A 20,127-nucleotide genomic window follows, 5' to 3' on the forward strand; every position below is an offset into this window, starting at 1 on the left:
GACCTCCACGCTCTCCGTCTGATGGTCGAGATCCAGGTCGCGCTCCCGGCGGGACTCACCGCCGTGTCCGCCGACTGGACAGCCGGTGACAACGGGGCGACGGTGATCGTGGCCCACGGTGCAGGGACCGGCAAGGACCATCCGTTCCTCACCGGCTACGTCGATGCGCTGAGCGCGACGGGCTTCTCGACCCTCCGCTTCAACTTCCCGTATGTGGAGCAGGGGCGACGGATGCCGGGACCCGCCGCGCATGCGATCGCCACATGGAACGCCGTCGCGGCCTTCGCACGCGAGTCCGATCCCTCGGCGACCCTGTGGGCGACGGGCAAATCGTACGGCGGACGCATGGCGTCGATGGCGGTCGCCGAGGGCATGCGTGTCGACGGCCTCGTCTACCTCGGGTACCCGTTGCATCCGCCCGGACGTCCGGAGAAGCCACGCGTCGAGCATCTGCCGGGGATCACGGTCCCGCAGCTGTTCGTGGAGGGGACGAACGATCCCTTCATCCAGCCGATCTCGCAGTTCGAGGAGGCGATCGCGACCTGTCGGAATGCGCGCGTCGTCTGGATCGACGGAGGGGGACACACCTTCGAGGTGAAGGGCCGCAAGCGCCCCGCCGCGGAGATCGGGGCCGCACTCGCCCCGATCGTGGCGGAGTTCGCCCTCGGCGGCGCCGAGGAGCGAGGGGGCTCGGTCGGACGCCCCCTCAGCCGATGAGCCTCGACAGCTCCTCGTCCGCGAGTACGCGCCCCACGGTCGAGATTCCCAGTGCGCTCATCCGCGGGTTCGATTCCGCGTAATACCATCCGAGCCCGAGCGCCTGCTGCAGCGCCCATCCCGCGCCGCGCCGCCACTCGAGGTCGTCGACAGCCAGGCCTTCGCGGAGCAGGTGTCGTCCCGGCGCGTCGAAGAGGTGCCAGGCGGCGACCAGGTCGAGTGCGGGATCCGCGGGACCGAAGTCTCCGCCGTCGAGCACACCGGCCAGGCGGGTATCGCCCTCGTGCTCCGCGACGAGGAGATTGAACGGCGTGAGGTCCCGGTGGCTCATCACCGGAGCGCTGGCGGATGGGAGCTCGCGCAGCACCGACCAGAGCCGCCCTGCGCGGGCCGCATCGAAGAGATGCGCACTCCGCCTCAGGCATGTCGCGACCCATTCGTCGTGGTCGCCGAGGACTCCGCCCCGGCCCCTGCCGTCGAACACACGGTCGCGCACGTCGACGGTGCGCAGCGCCCGGATGAGGGCGACCAGGTCGTGCGCGAGCGTCTCGGACGTGGAGGAGAGCACAGGATCCGCCGGGTCACCCTCGATCCACGTCTGCACAGCCCAGGCCGAGTCGAACTCCTCCGACGCGGAGGCGGTGCCGTAGGAGCGCGGCGCGGGGAACGGGCTCGACGCCGCGAACTCCTCGAGTGCTGCGGCCTCGCGGACGAGCTCGTGCGCCGCTGCCCCGAGGAGGGGGAAGCGGGCGACGAGTCCGTCGCCCACCCGGATGATCCTGTTCACCGTGCCCGTCATGGGGACCGGTCGCAGGGTCTCGCCACGGAGCTCGGGGAAGCGGCGCGCGATCAGGTGCGCCGCGACCTCGGTCTCGAGTGCGAGCTCGCCCTCATGCATCCGTCGGTGTCAGCTCTGCAGTCGCGCCATCCACGCCTCGACCTCGTCGGCCGTGCGGGGGATGCCGGCCGAGAGGTTCACGGGGCCGTCGTCGGTCATCACGATGTCGTCCTCGATGCGCACGCCGATGCCACGGAGCTCGGCCGGCACGGTGAGGTCGTCGATCTGGAAGTAGAGTCCAGGTTCGATCGTGAACACCATGCCCGGGGCGAGGATGCCGTCGTAGTACATCTCGCGACGGGCCTGGGCGCAGTCGTGCACGTCGATGCCGAGGTGGTGCGAGGTGCCGTGCACCATGTACCGACGGTGCTGGCCGCCCTTGTCGGCATCCAGAGCCTCTTCGGCGGTGACGGGCAGCAGACCCCACTCGGCCGTCCGCTCGGCGATGACCTTCATGGCGGCTCCGTGCACGTCGCGGAAGCGTACGCCGACCCGAGCGGCGGCGAATGCCGCGTCGGCGGCCTCGCGCACCGTCTCGTAGACGCGCCGCTGCACGTCGGTGAACGTGCCGGAGACGGGCAGCGTGCGCGTGATGTCGGCGGTGTAGAGGCTGTCGGCCTCCACACCCGCATCCACCAGGATCAGGTCACCGGGAACCACGGTTCCGTCGTTGCGCGTCCAGTGCAGGTAGCAGGCGTGCGGGCCGGAGGCGGCGATCGTGTCGTAGCCCTCGCCGTTGCCGTCCTCGCGTGCGCGGCGGTGGAAGACGCCTTCAACGACGCGCTCGCCGCGTGCATGAGCCGTCGCGGCAGGAAGCTCGCGGATGATGTCGTCGAAGCCGTTCGCCGTGATCTCGACGGCGCGGCGCATCTCGGCGATCTCGAACTCGTCCTTGATGAGCCGCAGCTCCGAGACGAAGCGGGTGAGGGTCTCGTCCTCGTCGAGCACCAGCTCGCCCTCGACGGCTTCCCTGTCGTCCAGATGGGCGGTGGCGATGTCGAGGTCGGCGGCGACGCCGGCGAGGGACGGTCGCGGACCGATCCAGAACTCTCCGACCGTGGCGTCGGCGTAGAACTCCGTCGTCGTGCGGTCGGCGCGCTCGCGGAAGAAGAGGGTGATGTCGTGGCCGGTCTCGGTCGGTGCGAAGACGAGGACCGAGTCGGGCTCGGCATCCGATGCCCACCCGGTGAGGTGTGCGAAGGCGGAATGCGCGCGGAAGACGTAGTCGGTGTCGTTGCTGCGCTGCTTGAGAGAGCCGGCAGGGATCACGAGGTGCTTGCCGGGGAAGGCCGCGGAGACGGCGGCACGACGCGTGGCCGCGTACGACGCCTGGGCGCGCGGCGCGGGAAGCGTCTCCGGGCGTTCGGCCCAACCGGTCGAGATCGTGTCGAGGAAGCCCTGGGGGAAGGGCTGCTTGCGGTTGGTGGTGCCGTTGTCGACAGACGCTTCGACGGTGGGTTCTGCGATCGTGTCGCGCTCTCCTGTGCTCATCCCTCCAGTCTGTCACCTGGCGGGCGGGTGCGGGAGTCAGCCGGCGGGCTCGAGCTGCACGACCAGAGCGCGGTGGTCGCTGCCACCGGCATCGTCCAGCACGACCGACCCGGTCGGAGACCAGTTCTGCGACGCCATCACATGATCGATCGGGGCGCCGGCGAGGGCAGGGAGAGAGCTCGGCCAGGTACCCGTGAGGCCGTTGCCGGTGCGGGACGCGACATCGCGGCAGTAGCCGATATCTCCGCCCTCGACTCCGAGAGGGGCCATGTGGTCGATCGTCGCGTTGAAGTCACCGGCCAGGATGAAGTCGCCCTGGGGGCACTGATCCGCGATCCACTGCAGGTCGCTGCGCCACTGCTGCATCTCCTCCATGCGCGGCGCGACCGCGTGCACGGCGACGATGGTGGGGCCGGAGCCGTCGATCGGCATGAGCACGACGCTGGGCACCGAGCCGGTGTTGCTGGTGCCATCCTTCGCCGACTCGATCACGGAGTACTCCCCGAGGTCCGGGGCGACCAGCACGGTCGTCTGCCACGACTGCGGCCCGTCCTGCACATCCGGGCGGAACTGCACGTGGTGCACCCACATCGGGTGTCCCTGCTCGCGGAGCATGATCGCGATGCGCTCGCCGACGGCCTCGGTCGTCTCGGGAAGGGCGACGATGTCGGCCCCCTGATCGAGGATCTGCTGGGCGATCACCTCGGCAGACACCGCTTCTCCCGCCGTGTTCCAGGTGAGCACGCGGACACTGTCCTCGGTCTTCTCCGGGAGTGGTGATCCCCCGAAACCGCGAACGGCGCCGATCGCCGCGGTCGCGCCGGCGCCGAGCAGCGCAACGATCAGGACGGAGGCGGCGAATCCGCGGAGCGGACGGGCGAACAGGAGCAGGAGCGCGAGCACCGCGACGACGAGGAATCCGCCGAGCACGATGCCGCGCGCGGACACGAGCTGCGCGAACGGGTAGGTCTGCTCGAGACGGAAGAACTGCGGCCACACCACGACCGCCGTCGCGATCGCGAGCAGCACGGTGAAGAGGATCCCCAGGAGACGAAACATCCCCACCAGCCTAGGAGCGTCGCCTGTGAAGTCCCTGCCTCGACATCCGCTTCCGTGCGCCTCCGCGTCCGCGCGGGTCGCCGCTCGGTACGCTCGGAGGATGGCCACTTCGTCCCACGGATTCGCCGGTCCCGCCGACCTGCACCTGCACTCCAACCATTCCGATGGCACGGAGTCGCCGGCCGAGGTCGTCCGGCAGGCGCACGCGCACGGGGTGCGCACGCTCGCGCTGACCGATCACGACCGCTCGACCGGTTGGGGCGAGGCGGGAGACGCCGCCGTCGCACGGGGGATGACCTTCATCCCGGGGATGGAGCTCTCCGCGAAGCACGAGTGGCGCAGCGTGCATGTTCTCGGCTACCTCTTCGATCCGGAGGATGACGCGCTGCGGGCCGAGACCGATCGCATCCGCGGTGATCGGATCGGCCGTGCCGAGCGGATCGTCCGCAACATCGGGCGAGACTACGACCTGCAGTGGGACGACGTGGTGGCGCAGACGGCACTCGACGCGACGGTGGGGCGTCCGCACATCGCCGATGCCCTCGTCGCCCGGGGCATCGTGCGGGATCGGACCGAGGCGTTCGACGGCATCCTGCATCCACGGGAGGGGTACTACGAGCCGCACTACGCGCCCGATCCGCTGACCGCTGTGCGTCTGATCACCGAGGCGGGCGGAGTGGCGATCATCGCCCACCCCGTGACGGCGGGACGCGACCGCATGATGCCCGTGGCGTTCATCGAGCGCCTCGTCGATGCAGGCCTCGGCGGGTTCGAGATCGAGCATCGCGAGAACACGGAGGCAGGCAAGCGGCTGCTGCGAGAGATCGCCGCGAAGCACGACCTCATCATCACGGGCTCGAGCGACTATCACGGCGACGGCAAGCCCAACCGTCCCGGCGAGAACACCACCTCTGACGAGATGGTGGCCAGGCTCATAGCACGCGGCACGGGCACCGCCCCGCGTTTTCCCTGATCCTCGGCATTCTGGCGGTCATCTCTCGGCGACCTGTCGAGCGGGACCGATACCGTCCGAGGCATGCAGCGAGCGACTTCCCTCGAGCGACGCGTCGACGCGTGGGCTCATCGCCTCCTCCGCGATTCCCCGTCGAACGGCATCCGCGCCGGCCTGATCGAGTTCGCGGTGTTCGTCGTCAAGCAGGCGTGGGCGTGCATCTTCGGGGCGGCGCTGCTGGTCCTGATCGTCGCCGCGCGTCTGTGGTACCCCGACGATGCGGTGCTCGCCCGCAACGACGCACTCACCATCGCCGCTGTGCTCATCCAGGTGGCGATGCTCGTCTTCCGACTGGAGAGCGGGCGTGAGCTGTGGGTCATCGTCCTGTTCCACATCACCGGCACCGCCATGGAGCTCTTCAAGACCGACGTGGGGTCGTGGGCGTATGCCGCGGACGGGATTCTCCGCATCGGCGGTGTCCCGCTGTTCAGCGGTTTCATGTATGCGGCGGTCGGGTCGTACATGGTGCGCGTCTATCGACTGTTCGACCTCGGGTTCACGCGGTATCCGCGGCGATGGATGACGGCCGTCCTCGCAGCGGCGATCTACCTCAACTTCTTCACCCACCACTGGTGGTGGGATGCCCGCTGGGTGCTCCTGGCGGGAGTCGTGGCGCTCTGGCTGCCCACAGTGATGCACGCGCGGGTGTGGCGGCGCACGATCCGTCTGCCGCTCCTGGCCGTCTTCGGCGGGGTCGCGGTGTTCATCTATCTCGCGGAGAACATCGGCACGTGGGCGGGCGCATGGGCCTACCCGGATCAGGCCGGAGGCTGGCAGCCGGTCTCGTTGAGCAAGCTGAGCTCGTGGTTCCTGCTGATGATCATCTCGGTCGTGCTGGTCGCCTGGGTGTATCCGCCGCAGGTGCCGGCAGCCGTGCTGCGCACGGCCGACGAGGCACGCGCACAGGAGCCGGATGTCGGCGACCGACGGTGAACCCGCCGCAACCGGCTCTCGGCTTCCGCGTCCACACATGCGAGAGGGCACATACGCCGGAGTGAACCCGGTGGATGCGCCCTCTCGGTGACGTGCTCAGGCCCCGGTGACGGGAGCCGCGCCGGCGCCGGAACCGCCACGGCGACGACGGCGACGACGTGCCGGAGCCGGCTTGCCGTCGTGGTGCTCCTTGCCCGCACCGTCATGCGTGCCCGCGCCCTCGGCACCGCGATCGGCGGCCGGTGCGGACTGCCCCTCGCCGGACGTCGACTCCGCAGCGCCTTCGGTGAAGGTCGAACCGACCGGAGTCGTGCTGTTGCGACGGCGACGACGGCGGCGGGTGCCGCTCTCATCGGTCCCCTCGGCGGCGGCGTCGGCCGCGCGCTCGGGGCGACGGGTGCGCTCGGTCTTCACGGACTCCGTCTTGGGCGCTGACACCAGGCGGCCCTTCGTGCCCTGGGGGATGTTGAGGTCCTCGTACAGATGCGGGCTGGACGAGTAGGTCTCGATGGGCTCGGGCTGGCCGAACTCGAGGGCGCGGTTGATCAGGGCCCACTTGTGCAGGTCTTCCCAGTCGACGAAGGTGACCGCGATGCCGGTCTTGCCCGCGCGGCCCGTACGGCCTGCGCGGTGCAGGTACGTCTTGTCCTCATCCGGGATCGTGTGGTTGATGACGTGCGTCACGTCATCGACGTCGATGCCTCGGGCGGCCACGTCGGTCGCGACCAGGACGTCGCGCTTGCCCGCCTTGAAGGCGGCCATCGAGCGCTCGCGCTGATCCTGACCCATGTCACCGTGCACGCCGCCCACATTGAAGCCGCGGTCGCTCAGCTCGTCGACGAGGCGCTGCGCCGCACGCTTGGTGCGGGTGAAGATCACGGTCTTTCCGCGACCCTCGGCCTGCAGGATGCGGGCGATGACCTCGTCCTTGTCCATCGAATGCGCACGGTAGACGAGGTGCTTGATGTTCGCCTGCGTGAGGCCCTCGTCGGGGTCGTTCGCACGGATGTGGATCGGGTTCGACATGAAGCGACGTGCGAGGGCGACGATCGGGCCGGGCATCGTCGCGGAGAACAGCTGCGTGTGACGGACGGCCGGGACTTTCTGGAAGATCTTCTCGATGTCGGCGAGGAAGCCGAGGTCGAGCATCTTGTCGGCCTCGTCGAGCACGACCTCGGTGGCGTGCGAGAGGTCGAGCAGGCGCTGACCGGCGAGGTCGATCAGTCGACCGGGCGTGCCGACCACGATCTGCGCGCCGGCCTTGAGCTGGTCGATCTGACCCTCGTAGGCCTTGCCGCCGTAGATGGCGACGACGCTGGTCGAGCGGTTGCTGGTGAGCAGGTCGATGTCCTCGTACACCTGCACCGCGAGCTCACGCGTCGGCACCACGATGAGTGCCTTGACGCCGTGCTCCGGGTCCTTGCCGAGGCGCTGGACGACGGGGATGCCGAAGCCGAAGGTCTTGCCTGTTCCCGTCTTGGCCTGACCGATGATGTCCTGGCCGGGAAGGCCGAGGGGGATGGTCTGCTCCTGGATGGGGAACGCGTCGACGATGCCCTTGGCGGCGAGTGCGTCGACGATGTCCTGATCGATGCCGAGATCGGCGAAAGTTGTCACTTTATTCAGATTGCCTGTCCGGCGAGCCTGCGGGATCGCCACGTTAACGGATCCACGCCGTCTCTTGTGCCACAGGCGCGGGGCCCCGCTCCGACGGCGGGGACACGCCCAGCCTACCCGAGGGGCGCCTCCGGCCAGGAAGGAGCGTTCGGCACGAGTATTGTGAACGTCGTGGTGGACTCGGGAGGACGACCTCGTGGTTAAGTGGTTCTGGCAGCGCGACGACGCGCCGCGACGCACCCTCGCGCTGCGCGGCAGAGGCGAGCAGGGGGATGCGACGCGCATCGATTTCGCCGAACTCGCCCCCGAGCTCAATCGGTTCCTCGGGCAGGCCGCCTATCTGCAACTGGGCTACTTCGAGACGCTGACGCGTCTCATCCGCGCCACGACCGCGCTCTCCGAGAAGGAGTCGCTGTCTCGTGCGGCAGGGGCCGCCTTGACCAAGCATCGGGGGATCGTGGAGCTCATCGCCGAGCACGGTGACGACCCCACGCAGCTGATGCTCCCGTTCCGGGAGAACCTCGACGCGTTCCGTCGAAAGACCATCGGCGCGCGCCCACGGGAGACGCTTCTCGCCGTGTACATCACCGCCGGAATGCTCGACGACTTCTATCTCGCGCTGGCGTCCAGCTACGGAGACACCGGGCGGCGCGTGGCGGAGATCCTCCGCGAGGACGACGCTCGACACGAGATCGTCGCCATCATCCAGGAGACGATCGAGAGCGACGAGGAGTGGCGTTCGCTGCTGTCGATGTGGGCGCGCCGCCTGGTCGGCGACACGATCCTCGTCTGCCGCTCTGCGCTGCGGCCCGAGCGTCTCGAGATCGACGAGGAGCGCATCGAACCGGTATACACCGAGCTCATGGGCGCGCACGCTCGTCGCATGGACGCGATGGGACTGGCGTCCTAGGCGACGCAGTTCGACGGGTCAGATGCCCAGCGCCGCCCTGCTCTGGGCGTCGGAGCGCTTGCGCATCCCGGTGATCGCCATGGTCGCCAGTGCGGCGACGACGGGAGCGCCGAGGACGCTCGCGAGCCACAGCCAGATACTGTCCTCGCCTACACCGGCCCACTGCAGGCCCGTGTAGGTGAGCGCCGATACGGCGGTGGCGATCGCCGGGGTCAGGGCGACGCCGCGCAGCTCGCGATCGCGGATCAGGAAGTGCGCGGCGATTCCCAGAGCGCACGCGCCGATGAGTGCGAGGAGGATGTACATCGCGCGGTCAGGCGACGAAACCGACGCGGCGCGATTCTTCGGTGCCCAGCTCGATGTAGGCGAGGTTCGCGGTCGGGACGATGTAGGAGTTGCCCTTCACGTCGGCGAAGCTCACGTGCGACGCGCTCTGCTCGAGCGCCGCGGCGACCTGGGTGCGGACCTCTTCAGCGCTGGCGCCGGTGTCGAAGCTCAGTTCACGGCCGGTGTTGATGATGCCGATGCGGATTTCCACGCGTGCTCCTTGAAGTTCGGGGACTGCGCCAACTCTACCCCGCGGGCACCGGGCAGGATCGGCCGCGGGGACCGGTTTCGCCGTGAGCGCACAGCGCGGACGGCTGCGACCCCGGACGTGCCTGGCGGGTGCGGGCTGCGATGTCCGCACGTCCGGATAGCGTGGAGGTCATGACACCCGATACCGCTCAGCGCGCTGTGATCGCCGCAGAGCCGTCGGCATCCGGCGTCGTCATCGGCGCACCGGGAACGGGCAAGACGCGCACCCTCATCGAGCGTGTCGTGCACCTGCTCGACGTCGAGGGGCTGCGCCCCGAACAGGTTCTCGCCCTCACCCCGAACCGCCAGGCGGCGACGGCTCTGCGCGATCGGATCGGCGTGCGCATCGGTCAGGCGACGCCGGGACCGTTGGCCAGATCGCTCGGTTCCTTCGCCTTCCAGCTCGTCCGTGGAGCGATGGTGCGAGAAGGAGCCGAACCGCCGGCGCTGCTGACCGGTGCCGATCAGGACCGCATCATCGCCGAACTGCTCGCCGGAGATGCGGAAGACGGGCGCATCCGGTGGCCCGACGCGCTGAGCACTTCCGTGCGCGCCTCGAAGGGGTTCCGCTCCGAGCTGCGTGCCTTCCTCGCCGAGTGCACCGAGATCGGCGTCGACGCCGCGGAACTCCGGGCCTCGGGAAACGAGGTGTGGGTGGCGACGGCGGAGTTCCTCGTCGAGTACCGCATGGTCCTCGACGCGCTCCGCTCGGCGCACCGCGACGCCGCTGATCTGCTCAGCGAGGCGAGCACCATCCTGGATACGGCAGACGCGAACACCCTCGGCCCGCTCGCTCCCTTGCGCGTGGTGCTCATCGATGACGCGCAGGAGCTCACCCGCGGTGGGATCGCCGTCGTGACGGCCTTGCGCAGCCGCGGGATCGCCGTGCACGCCTTCGGCGATCCTGACATCTCATCCGGGTCGTTCCGTGGAGCCAGCCCCGAGCTGTTCGCCCAGCTCGCCGGCGTGCTGGGAGACGTGCACGTACTCGACGGGCCGCACCGCCAGCGTCCGGCGCTCACGGCGCTCACCCGCACCGTGACGCAGGCGATCGGTGTGTCCGGACGGGTCGAGCACCGGCGCGCTCCGGTGCCGGTGACGGCCGAAGAGGTCGAAGCCGGAGTCGCGACGTTCGTTGCTCCTTCCCCCTATGAGGAGCTCGATCGCATCGCCGGCGTCATGCGCGAGTGGCACCTCTCCGACGGCATCCGCTGGGACCGGATGGCGGTCATCGCCCACGACACCCGGCAGGTCACCGCACTCGAGACCGAACTCGCCGCCAGGGAGATCCCGACACGAGCGGCCGGTGTGCAGCGCCCGCTCGGCAGCGAGGGGATCGTACGCGACATCGTCGGCATCGTGCGTCTGGCACTCACCCCGGTCGAAGAGCGCACGTCGCCCGCACTCGAGGAGGCGCTGCGCACCCCCTTCGGAGGGATGGACGCGATCGGGCTGCGGCGACTGCGTGCGCGCCTCCGACACGTCGAACTCAAGCAGGGAGGATCGACGCCTGCACGCGAACTGCTGCGCCGGGCGATGGCGAATCCTGCGCACCTCACGCTGATCGACGCTCCGGAATCGCGCACGGCCGAACGGTTCGCCGAGACGATCGAAGCGCTCTCCCGCGGCGCGGCGGCGGGGGAGACGATCCACGACCTGCTGTGGCGGGTCTGGGATCAGGCTCGGGCCGTCGACGGCCGGCGGCTGCAGGTCGCCTGGCGCGAGATCTCGCTGCTGCCGACGGGAGCGGAGACGGCTCGTTCGCTCGATGCGCTGGTCTCTCTGTTCGACGCCGCGAAGCGCTTCGTCGAGCGTACGCCGAACGAGAGGCCCGAGGTCTTCGTGCGCGACATCCTCGACAGCGAGGTTCCGGAGGATTCGCTGTCGACTCCCGACCGGCCGGGAAAGGTCACGCTGCTGACCCCCGCCACCGCCCTCGGCACGGAGTTCGACGCGGTCGTGGTCGCCGGCGTGCAGGACGGCATCTGGCCGAACGTGCGGCTGCGTGGCGGTCTGCTGCAGACCTGGCGTCTGCCGGATGCGATCCAGGCCGCACGCACGGGGATCTCCATCGAGGCTCCAGGGGTCCTCGACCGCCGACGTGCGGCACTGCACGACGAGCTCCGGCTCTTCGTGCGCGCTGTGTCGCGTGCACGCGGTCGTCTCCTGATCACAGCGGTGGACGACGACGACCTCACGCCCAGCCCGTTCTTCGGCTTCCTGCCTGCGCCGGAACCACCCGAGCGGCATGCCTCGGCGGAGCACCCGCTCACCCTGCGCGGACTCGTCGCGCGGCACCGACGCACGCTCACGACGACGGTCGCCGAGCCGGTGCGCCGTGCCGCCGCGGCACAGCTCGCCGTCCTCGCTCGCGAAGGCGTCCCTGGATCCGACCCGGCGGAGTGGTACGGGATCACCCCGCCATCGACGCAGGCGCCGCTGCGCGATCTCGCCGTCACCGGAGCCCGGGTATCGCCCTCGAAGATGGAGTCCTACGAGGAATGCGGCCTCAACTGGGTCGTCTCGGCGCTCGGCGGCGACACCGTGATGCCGCCGACCGCCGGCATCGGCACGATCGTGCACGAGGCGATGGAGCGGGTACCCGAAGGAAATCTCGAGCGGATGCGGGAGATCGTGGCCGAGCACTGGCCGGAGCTCGATTTCGAGACCGAATGGATCGGACGCAAGGAACGACGTCGTGCCGATCTGCTCGTCGAACGGCTGCACACCTACTTGGGCGACGTGCGCCGGGAGGGAGGGCGCGTCATCGGCAGTGAGGTCGAGTTCCGCTTCGCCGTCGACGTGGCTCCCGCGACCGACGAGGAGATCGCGCCGACGGTGCACGCGGTGGGGGAGGACCGGGCGCACAAGGCGATCATCCACGGCTACATCGACCGTGTGGAAGCCTACCCGCCGGGCGCCGGCGAGCATCCGGCAGCTCGAGGCCGCGGCTGGGAGCCGATGTCGGGCGGTCCTGACGGCCCGACGGTCGTGGTCGATCTGAAGACGGGGAAGAATGATCCCGAATCCGACTCCGGTGTGATCGAGCACGCGCAGCTGGCCGCCTATCAGGTGGCGGTCCAGCAGGGACTGATCGAGGGGGCGCCGTCGTCGTCGCTGGCCGGCGCTCGACTCGTGATCGTCTCCAAGACACTCGCCAGGAGCGACTACCGCATCGCCCATCAGCACACGCTCGACGATGAGTCGCGAACGGCGTTCCTGAAGCGCGTGTCGGATGCGGCTCGCGGCATGTCGGCATCCAGCTTCACCGCGCAGGTCGAGTCGCACTGTGCGGACACGCAGCGCCGGGTGCACCCCTGCCGCATCCACACGGTGCCGGCGGTGAGCTCATGACGGGCGTGAGCGGACCGGAGCGGAGCGGAGCAGGGTGGAGCGGCGGTGCGGGCATCTCCGCCACAGACATCGCGGCTGCGCTGGGGCAACCGTCGCCGACACCCGCACAGCAGAGGGTGATCGAAGCGCCGCCGGAGCCTGCCCTGGTCGTCGCCGGAGCAGGAAGCGGTAAGACCGAGACGATGTCGGGGCGGGTGGTCTGGCTCGTGGCCAACGGGCACGTCCGCCGCGACGAGATCCTCGGCCTCACCTTCACGCGCAAAGCCGCAGGAGAGCTCGCGGAACGGATCGCCCATCGGCTCGCGGTCATCGACGAGTACGGACGCCGGGGGCTCCTCCCGCATCTGCCCGAGATCGTGGCGGACGGGTCACTTCGGAGGGTCGACGAGGCCGTGCCGGGCCGACAGCGTGAGCTGGTGCGCGCGCACGTGCTCGACGAACTCGCTGCGCACCGCGGAACGGGATGGGATCCGGTGACCCCTCGTGCTGCGGAAGACCTGATGATCCGGCCGCGCGTCTCGACCTACAACGCCTTCGCCGACGGCATCGTCCGTGAGCACGCGGCGCGCATCGGACGGGACCCCGACGTGGCGATGCTCAGCCAGGCCGCCTCCTGGATGCTGGCACGCGAAGTGGTGCTCCGCAGCGACCTCCCCGAGCTGGAGAACATCGATTTCGCGCTCGGCACGGTCATCGACGCTGTGCAGAGGCTCGCCGGCGATGCCCTCGACCACCGCGTCGACCTCGACCGTGCCGAGCACATCGCCCGCGATCAGGCACTCGCGTTCGAGCCCTATCGGGGCAACGCCGACGTCGAGAAGGCGGCGGTGAACCTGCTCAGTCTGCCGACGCTGACCCGCCTCGTGCGCGACTACATCGCCGAGAAACAGCGCCGAGGCGTGCTCGACTTCGCCGACCAGGTGGGCGGGGCCTACGACATCGTCGAATCGGCTCCCGACGTACGGGCCGAACTGCGCGAGCAGCACCGTGTCGTGCTGCTCGACGAGTACCAGGACACGTCGGTCATCCAGACCCGCTTCCTCGCCGAGCTGTTCCGCGACTCCGCGGTGATGGCCGTGGGCGACCCGCATCAGTCGATCTACGGTTGGCGAGGTGCGAGCGCCGACAACCTCTACGCCTTCTCCCGCACGTTCTCGAGCACCACAGCGGCGCAGACCTACAGCCTCATGACCAGCTGGCGCAATGATCGAGGCATCCTCGGGATCGCGAACCGCGTGCTCGAACCCCTGCAACGCCCGGGGCTCGACGTGCCGCCGCTCGAACCGCGCCCCGGCGCCGGGGAAGGCACCGTGACCATCGAGTACCCGTTCACGGTCGACGAAGAGGCATCCGCCGTGGCGGAATGGTTCGCCGAGCGCCGTGCCGCGCACGACGCCCGCAGCGCCGGTGAGTCCCCGGGCGCGAAGCCGCACACCGGAGCTATCCTGTTCCGTTCGAAACGCCACATGCAGACGTTCGCCGCCGCGCTCGCGGCGCGTGGCATCCCGCACCGCATCCTCGGCCTCGGCGGTCTGCTGGCGACGCCGGAGGTGGTCGACGTCGTGTCGACGCTGCGCGTGGTGCACGACCCCACCGCGGGGTCGGCGCTCATCCGCCTTCTCACGGGTCCTCGTTTCGGTGTCGGCGTTGCCGACATGGCGGCGCTCTACGACCTCGGGCGCACACTCTCCGAGCGCGACCCCGCCATGGCTCCGTTGCCCGAGGAGGTGCGCGCGCGGCTGCGTTCCTCGCGGGGGGCCGACGAGGCGGTCTCGATCATCGACGCGGTCGACGTGGTGCGTGCGGTGCGCGACGACTATCGGCTCCTCGAGTCCATCACGCCCGACGGCAGGGCGAGGGTGCGTGCGGCGGGGGAGATGCTCGAGCGACTGCGCCGCGCGTCCTCCCAGCCGATCCCCGAGCTGATCCGGCTGGTCGAGCTCGAACTGCGGCTGGACATCGAGTTGGCGGCCAACGAGACCAGAGGCCCGGCCCGTGTCGCCGCGACCCAGCTGCGGGCCTTCGCCGATGAGGTACGAGCCTTCCTCGCGGCGGACGAGCGGGGGAGCATCGGCAGTCTGCTCGCGTGGCTCGACAAGGCCGAGAGCACCGACGAGCTCATGCCACGGCCCGAGCCGCCGGAGGCCGGAGTCGTGCAACTGCTGACGATCCATGGGTCGAAGGGGCTGGAATGGGACGCGGTCGCCGTGGTGCGGCTCGTGGTCGACGAACTTCCCAGCCGGGTCTCCGACACCTCCGGCTGGTTCGGCTTCGGAGTCGTTCCGTTTGCTCTGCGCGGTGACCGCGACGCGCTGCCCCGATTCGAGTGGGATCCGGTCGAGGCGATGGGTGACGAGGCCGACCCCGTCAAGCGCCAGAAGCTCGCGCAGGCCTCACTGTCCGGTGGTGCGACGAAGGCGAATCCCCGGGGCGGCGCGATCAAACGCTTCAAGGATGCCTACCGGACCTATCAGCAGCAGGAGGAGCGGCGTCTGGCGTACGTCGCGGTCACCCGCGCGCGCACCGATCTGCTTCTCAGCGGTGCGCATTGGGCAGGACAGAAGTCTCCGCGCACCCCGAGCCCCTATCTGGTCGAGGCCATCGGGGTGCAGGGGCTCGACGAGGTCGAGGCGGTCGACCCCGACGACAACCCCTATGACGGCCCCGGTTCGACGCTGCGGTGGCCCCTCGACCCGTTGGGGGCACGACGAGAGGTCGTGTCCGCGGCGGCCGCGGCCGTGGATGACGCCGCCCGCAGCGGGACGGCGGAACCGTCGGTGGAGCTCGCCCGCCTGCTGGCCGAGCGTGCGGCGCGGCAGCGCGGAACCGACGCGGACGCCCCGACGCGCGTCCCGGCATCGCGATTCAAGGACTACGTCACCGACTTCTCCGGCACGCTCTCCTCGATCGTCAGACCCATGCCCGAGCGACCGTACCGGCAGACCCGGCTCGGCACGCTGTTCCACGCCTGGGTGGAACAGCGTTCGGAGCTGGTCGGTGTCGGCAGCCGCCCGGATGAGGCCCTCTGGGAGCTCGACGAGGATGAGATCGCGTCGGAACCCGCGCAGGCGACGGTGGAGACGCGGGAGGGCGCGGCAGCGACCGCAGATGCCGCCGATCTCGCCGCTCTGCAGGCGACCTTCGAGCGCAGCGAATGGGGAGGACTGCAGCCGATCGCCGTCGAGATCGAGATCGACTTCGCCCTCGGCGCCGGACTTCCCTCGTCGGAGGTGGCAGGATCGCACATCGTCATCTGCAAGCTCGACGCCGTCTACCGACGTGCCGACCGTGGTGGACGCATCGAGATCGTGGATTGGAAGACCGGGAAGGCTCCGCGAACGGCAGACGAGCGCGAGGAGCGGATGCTGCAGCTGGCGCTCTACCGTCTGGCGTACCATCGGCGCTTCGACGTGCCTCTGGAGGAGATCGACGTCGCGCTGTACTACGTCGCGGACGACCTGATCATCCGTGGCGACCGTGTCTACTCGGAGGAAGAGCTCTTCCAGCGCTGGAGCGCTGCCCGCGCCGCACGCTGAGCTTCGTCCGAGTCGGACTCGTCGTACTCGGCCGCAGCGTCCGATGCGGAAGGACGTGTCTGTTCGCGGGGCTCGGAACCACGGGTACCCGCGAAGATGCTCCGAGCCTCGGAGAGATCCTCGGTCTCGACACTGAGCATCTCGGTGCGGTGAGCGCTGTCGTCCTGGTCCCGGTCGGTCGTGCGTCCGGTGTCGATGGTGCGCACCGGTTCCAGTGACTCCGTGTCCTGCGGCGACGACTCCGCCTCCTCCGGGACTTCGATCCACAGTTCTTCGGGGTTGTAGGCATCGGTGTGCATGGAGGTGTCGACCTCGGCGACGGCATCCCGGGGCACGCGGTCGAGCGCGTCCATGGCGGAGTCGACGCCGGCAGCGCGGGCATCGATGATGCTGAGGTCGTCCGTTCGCAGGCCCTCGGCGAGAGCATCGAGCAGTGCGGCGGCATCGTCGACGATGTCCGGCCGATGCATGGAGTCGCCGTGCACGAGCCAGCGTGCGAACTCGAGTTCGGCGAGCAGGCGGGCTCGCACCTCGAGGCCGGGATCGGGGGCACGGTCGACGGCGCGGGCATACGCGGCGTGGACGTCGTCTGACGCATCGGGAGCTGCGGAGAGCCAGGAGAGGTCGACCGCCGGGTCTCCCACCGCGAGCCCATGCCAACCGACGAGGCCGACCACTTCGGGCCCACGCTCCGGATCGTCGTCGAACAGGAACGAGGTCGACTGCACGCCTCCGAGGACCACGGTGGACTCGAAGCGCCAGAGGTCGTCGTCGGCGACGGCATCGCGCCACCGCACCGTGAGACGTGCCGGCACGCGCCCGGTGGCCGCCGCGGTGTCGATCAGGCGCTCCAATTCGGCGCGGCTCTCCTCGGCGGTGCGGGTTCCGAGTCCTGCGCCCCGGACGACCGAGGTGGGAAGGCCGTGCACGGCGGCGATCGCGGCTCCCATCGACGGCGCGGCACCGCGCCCCGCGGGCACCAGGGCCGCCTCGATCTGGAAGCCGGGGAGGAGCTCGGTGACGAGCGCGCGACCCTCGCCGATGCGCGTCTCCCCGATGTAGGCGGGCGCGCGGAACGGCAGCATGGCGCGGGCGCCGTCGGTGAGCGCGCGAAGAGCGAGGGCTTCGGCGGCGAGTTCGCGCGCCGTCTCGTCGTCGTCCGCGACGCGGATCGCGAGTTCACGGCCGTCCGCCAGCGAGGCGATGGCGGAGTCGAATCGACCGTCGCCGTCCGCGCTCAGACCGCGGGCACCCGTGACCTCCGCCCCGGGCAGTGCGGCGGTCACTGCCGCGGCTAGAGTGAAAGGAGAGCGTCCCATGCCCCCAGGGTAGGTCGGCTCAGGGGCGGTCCCGCCTCCGCCACGCCCGTGAAAGAGGGAGTCGATGACCATTCAGCGCCCGTCCCTCGACCGTGCAGCCGAACTCCGCGAGGAGCCGGATGTGCTCGATCGTCTGCGCGCCGACCCGGCGACCCGCGTCATCGTCGTGCGTGAGGGACGTGTCCGGGTCGTCGATTCCGCGCTGCTGCGCGTCGCACCGGATGCGGTCGTCGAGGCGACCTGGGCTCTCCTCGGCCGCGATGTCGACGGCACCGTGCTGCTCCTCGCCGCCGCCCCGCCGGAGAACGACGCACTCGACACGGCCCCGGACGAGATCTGGCTCGGCCTCCGTGATCTCGGTGGACGCCTCGACGGGCAGGAGTCCGAGCTCCTGATCGGCGCGATCGCCCTCGCGGGATGGCTGCGCGATGCCCCGTTCTGCCCTGCGTGCGGTGGAGCGACGCGACTTCAGCAAGGCGGATGGTCGCGGCGCTGCCTCGTGTGCGGGCGCCAGCATTTCCCGCGCACGGATCCAGCGGTGATCGTCGCCGTCGAGAGCCGGGACGGCGAGCGCCTCCTGCTCGGCGCCAACGCGAACTGGGGCGGACGGATGTTCTCGTGCTTCGCGGGCTTCACGGAGGCCGGGGAGTCCCTCGAATCGACCGCGTATCGCGAGATCGAGGAGGAGTCGGGCGTGCGGCTGTCCGCCCTGCGGTACGTCTCGTCCCAGGCCTGGCCGTTCCCGCGCTCGCTCATGGTGGGCTTCCGCGCCGTGGTCGACGATGAGTCCGCTGCACGCCCCGACGGGGAAGAGATCATCGAGGTGCGCTGGTTCACGCGCGCGGAGATCGGCTCCGCACTCGCCGGAGACGGGCCTGTGGGCCTTCCGGGCCCGGCATCCATCGCCCGTGCCCTGATCGTCGAATGGTACGAGGACCACGCGTGAGCGCACTCGATGCCCTCGATGAGCGGCAGCGGGCAGCGGCATCCGTGCTGCGGGGACCCGTCGCCGTGCTCGCCGGTGCCGGGACCGGAAAGACACGGGTGATCACGCATCGCATCGCGCACGGCGTCGACACCGGCGCCTACTCGCCTTCGCGTGTCATGGCCGTCACGTTCACCGCCAAGGCTGCGGGCGAGCTCCGCGGTCGCCTGCGTGCTCTCGGAGTCGAGGGCGTGGCTGCCCGCACCTTCCACGCGACAGCACTCGCTCAGCTGAACTTCTTCTGGCCCACGCTGGCCGGTTCCCCGGCGCCCTCGATCATCGACAACAAGGTGCGGATGCTGGGGCAGGCCGCCGACGCGATACGCCTCCGTCCCAGCACGGCCACGCTGCGCGACATCGCCTCCGAGATCGAGTGGCGCAAGGTCTCGATGCTGTCGATCGACCAGTACGCGGCACTCGGGCGTCCGATCAGCGGTGTCGATGCGGGCCAGTTGATCGAACTGATGCGGGGTTACGAAGCGCTGAAGGACGATCGTCGTCAGCTCGACTTCGAAGACGTGCTCCTCGCCTGCGCGGGCATGCTGGAGGCGGAGCCCCGGGTCGCCGCATCCGTCCACGAGCAGTACCGGCACTTCACGGTCGACGAGTTCCAAGACGTCTCGCCGTTGCAGAACCGGCTGCTCGAGCTCTGGCTGGGCGATCGCCACGACATCTGCGTGGTCGGTGATGCCAGCCAGACCATCTATTCGTTCGCGGGGGCCGAGCAGCGGTTCCTGCTCGAGTTCGAGCGCCGCCACCCGGACGCGACGGTCGTGCGGCTGGAGACGAACTACCGTTCGCAACCGCCGATCCTCACCGCAGCCAACGCCCTGATGCACGGCCGCCCCGGCGCGTTGGAGCTCGTGCCGGCCCGGGAGCAGTTCACCGCGGATGCGCCGACCATCACCGCCTACGACACCGAGGGTGAGGAGGCCGCGGGGATCGCTGCGGCCATCTCCGCCCGCATCGAGGCGGGTGCCTCCCCCTCGGAGATCGCAGTCCTCTACCGGGCGCACGCGCAGTCCGCGGTTCTGCAGCAGGCGCTCGCCGCCGAGGGCATCGCGACGTCGGTGCTGGGCGGCACACGCTTCTTCGCCATGCCGGAGGTTCGTCAGGCGATCCTCGCGCTCCGGGCCGCCGCCGTGGCTCCCAGCGAGCAGGGCTTCCTCCCCGGGGTGGAGCGGGTGCTTCGCGAGCTCGGTCTCACAGAGGAGCCGCCGGCGGCAGGGGGAGCGCAGCGCAGCGGATGGGAGGCGCGACGTGCCATCCTCCGGCTCGCGGAGGAGGCGGGGCCCGAGGCGGATCTGCGAAGTTTCAGCGACGCGCTGATGGCGCGGGCGAAGGACCAGCACGAGCCGACCATGCGCACCGTCACGCTGTCGACCCTGCATGCCGCCAAGGGGCTGGAGTGGCCGCACGTGTACCTCGCCGGATGGGCGGAGGGATCGCTGCCGATCTCGTATGCGACGACGTTCGAGGCGATCGACGAGGAGCGGCGACTGGCCTACGTGGGCGTCACGCGCGCCGCCCGTACGCTGGCGCTGTCGTGGTCGAGATCGGCGGGTCGGGGGGAACGCTCTCCGTCGCGGTTCCTCGCTGAGATGGGGACCACGGGCCGCGGCACCGGCATTCTTCGTGAAACGACACCGGACGCCACTCGCGGGAACCGTCCGCGCTGATCCGCACCATCCTCCCGGACGCACCTTCGTCGTCGGCGAGGAGCAGCGCGGCGAGCCGCCCGGCTTCAGCGACCTGCGCGGCGCGGATCGGGCCCGGATCA

The 20,127-nt window shown here is 69.9% G+C and carries 15 protein-coding genes; 8 read left to right on the forward strand and 7 right to left on the reverse strand.

The annotated features are described in order from the left end of the window. Positions 1-21 precede the first annotated feature (21 nt). Positions 22-717, forward strand: a complete 696-nt coding sequence (locus tag GZ64_RS0111765; protein ID WP_051667998.1) for an alpha/beta hydrolase family protein — start codon at positions 22-24, stop codon at positions 715-717. On the opposite strand, the gene GZ64_RS0111770 is transcribed toward GZ64_RS0111765, so the two are convergent. Genes GZ64_RS0111770 through GZ64_RS0111780 form a run of 3 tightly spaced genes read right to left on the reverse strand, consistent with a single transcriptional unit; the run spans position 707 to position 4,105 of the window. Beyond that, positions 707-1,615: a phosphotransferase gene (locus GZ64_RS0111770; protein ID WP_029266741.1), complete on the reverse strand. Its 909-nt coding sequence runs from the start codon at positions 1,613-1,615 to the stop codon at positions 707-709. The genes GZ64_RS0111765 and GZ64_RS0111770 overlap by 11 nt on opposite strands. Positions 1,616-1,624: 9 nt before the next feature. After that, positions 1,625-3,046, reverse strand: coding sequence for an aminopeptidase P family protein (locus GZ64_RS0111775; RefSeq protein ID WP_029266743.1), 1,422 nt, complete (start codon positions 3,044-3,046; stop codon positions 1,625-1,627). A 36-nt stretch (positions 3,047-3,082) separates the two neighbouring features. Then, complete coding sequence (locus tag GZ64_RS0111780; RefSeq protein ID WP_021199627.1) at positions 3,083-4,105, reverse strand: endonuclease/exonuclease/phosphatase family protein; 1,023 nt, start codon at positions 4,103-4,105, stop codon at positions 3,083-3,085. A gap of 100 nt (positions 4,106-4,205) precedes the next feature. On the opposite strand from GZ64_RS0111780, the gene GZ64_RS0111785 reads away from it, so the two are divergent. Further along, entirely contained in the window at positions 4,206-5,078 is an 873-nt protein-coding gene (locus GZ64_RS0111785) for a PHP domain-containing protein (RefSeq protein WP_029260323.1), read from the forward strand. 63 nt (positions 5,079-5,141) lie between these two features. After that, a complete protein-coding gene (locus GZ64_RS0111790) occupies positions 5,142-6,050 on the forward strand; it encodes a DUF817 domain-containing protein (protein WP_029266745.1) in 909 nt (302 codons plus the stop codon). A gap of 96 nt (positions 6,051-6,146) precedes the next feature. On the opposite strand, the gene GZ64_RS0111795 is transcribed toward GZ64_RS0111790, so the two are convergent. Further along, entirely contained in the window at positions 6,147-7,667 is a 1,521-nt protein-coding gene (locus tag GZ64_RS0111795) for a DEAD/DEAH box helicase (protein ID WP_029266747.1), read from the reverse strand. A gap of 196 nt (positions 7,668-7,863) precedes the next feature. Between GZ64_RS0111795 and GZ64_RS0111800 the strand changes: the two genes are divergently transcribed. Next, positions 7,864-8,577, forward strand: a complete 714-nt coding sequence (locus GZ64_RS0111800) for a ferritin-like fold-containing protein (RefSeq protein ID WP_021199631.1) — start codon at positions 7,864-7,866, stop codon at positions 8,575-8,577. Between the two features lie 18 nt (positions 8,578-8,595). On the opposite strand, the gene GZ64_RS0111805 is transcribed toward GZ64_RS0111800, so the two are convergent. Then, complete coding sequence (locus GZ64_RS0111805) at positions 8,596-8,883, reverse strand: hypothetical protein (protein WP_029266749.1); 288 nt, start codon at positions 8,881-8,883, stop codon at positions 8,596-8,598. A 7-nt stretch (positions 8,884-8,890) separates the two neighbouring features. Then, positions 8,891-9,115, reverse strand: a complete 225-nt coding sequence (locus GZ64_RS0111810) for a DUF3107 domain-containing protein (RefSeq protein WP_017828623.1) — start codon at positions 9,113-9,115, stop codon at positions 8,891-8,893. 170 nt (positions 9,116-9,285) lie between these two features. Here GZ64_RS0111810 and GZ64_RS0111815 point away from each other — a divergent pair, with 170 nt between their 5' ends. Both GZ64_RS0111815 and GZ64_RS0111820 read left to right on the forward strand, forming a co-directional pair. Then, complete coding sequence (locus tag GZ64_RS0111815; protein WP_029266751.1) at positions 9,286-12,507, forward strand: ATP-dependent helicase; 3,222 nt, start codon at positions 9,286-9,288, stop codon at positions 12,505-12,507. After that, complete coding sequence (locus GZ64_RS0111820; protein ID WP_051668000.1) at positions 12,504-16,043, forward strand: ATP-dependent DNA helicase; 3,540 nt, start codon at positions 12,504-12,506, stop codon at positions 16,041-16,043. The genes GZ64_RS0111815 and GZ64_RS0111820 overlap by 4 nt, the downstream gene beginning before the upstream one ends. On the opposite strand, the gene GZ64_RS0111825 is transcribed toward GZ64_RS0111820, so the two are convergent. Further along, positions 15,989-17,362 carry a hypothetical protein gene (locus tag GZ64_RS0111825; RefSeq protein ID WP_036331448.1) on the reverse strand — a complete coding sequence of 458 codons (1,374 nt, stop codon included), beginning with the start codon at positions 17,360-17,362 and terminating at the stop codon, positions 15,989-15,991. The two genes, GZ64_RS0111820 and GZ64_RS0111825, sit on opposite strands and share 55 nt — an antisense overlap. A gap of 64 nt (positions 17,363-17,426) precedes the next feature. On the opposite strand from GZ64_RS0111825, the gene nudC reads away from it, so the two are divergent. Both nudC and GZ64_RS0111835 read left to right on the forward strand, forming a co-directional pair. After that, a complete protein-coding gene (gene nudC, locus GZ64_RS0111830) occupies positions 17,427-18,308 on the forward strand; it encodes an NAD(+) diphosphatase (protein WP_029260318.1) in 882 nt (293 codons plus the stop codon). Continuing rightward, positions 18,287-20,026: an ATP-dependent helicase gene (locus tag GZ64_RS0111835; RefSeq protein ID WP_029260317.1), complete on the forward strand. Its 1,740-nt coding sequence runs from the start codon at positions 18,287-18,289 to the stop codon at positions 20,024-20,026. Before nudC ends, GZ64_RS0111835 begins: the two co-directional genes overlap by 22 nt. Positions 20,027-20,127: the final 101 nt, after the last annotated feature.

The organism is Microbacterium sp. Cr-K32, assembly GCF_000708345.1.
GTDB lineage: Bacteria > Actinomycetota > Actinomycetes > Actinomycetales > Microbacteriaceae > Microbacterium > Microbacterium maritypicum_A.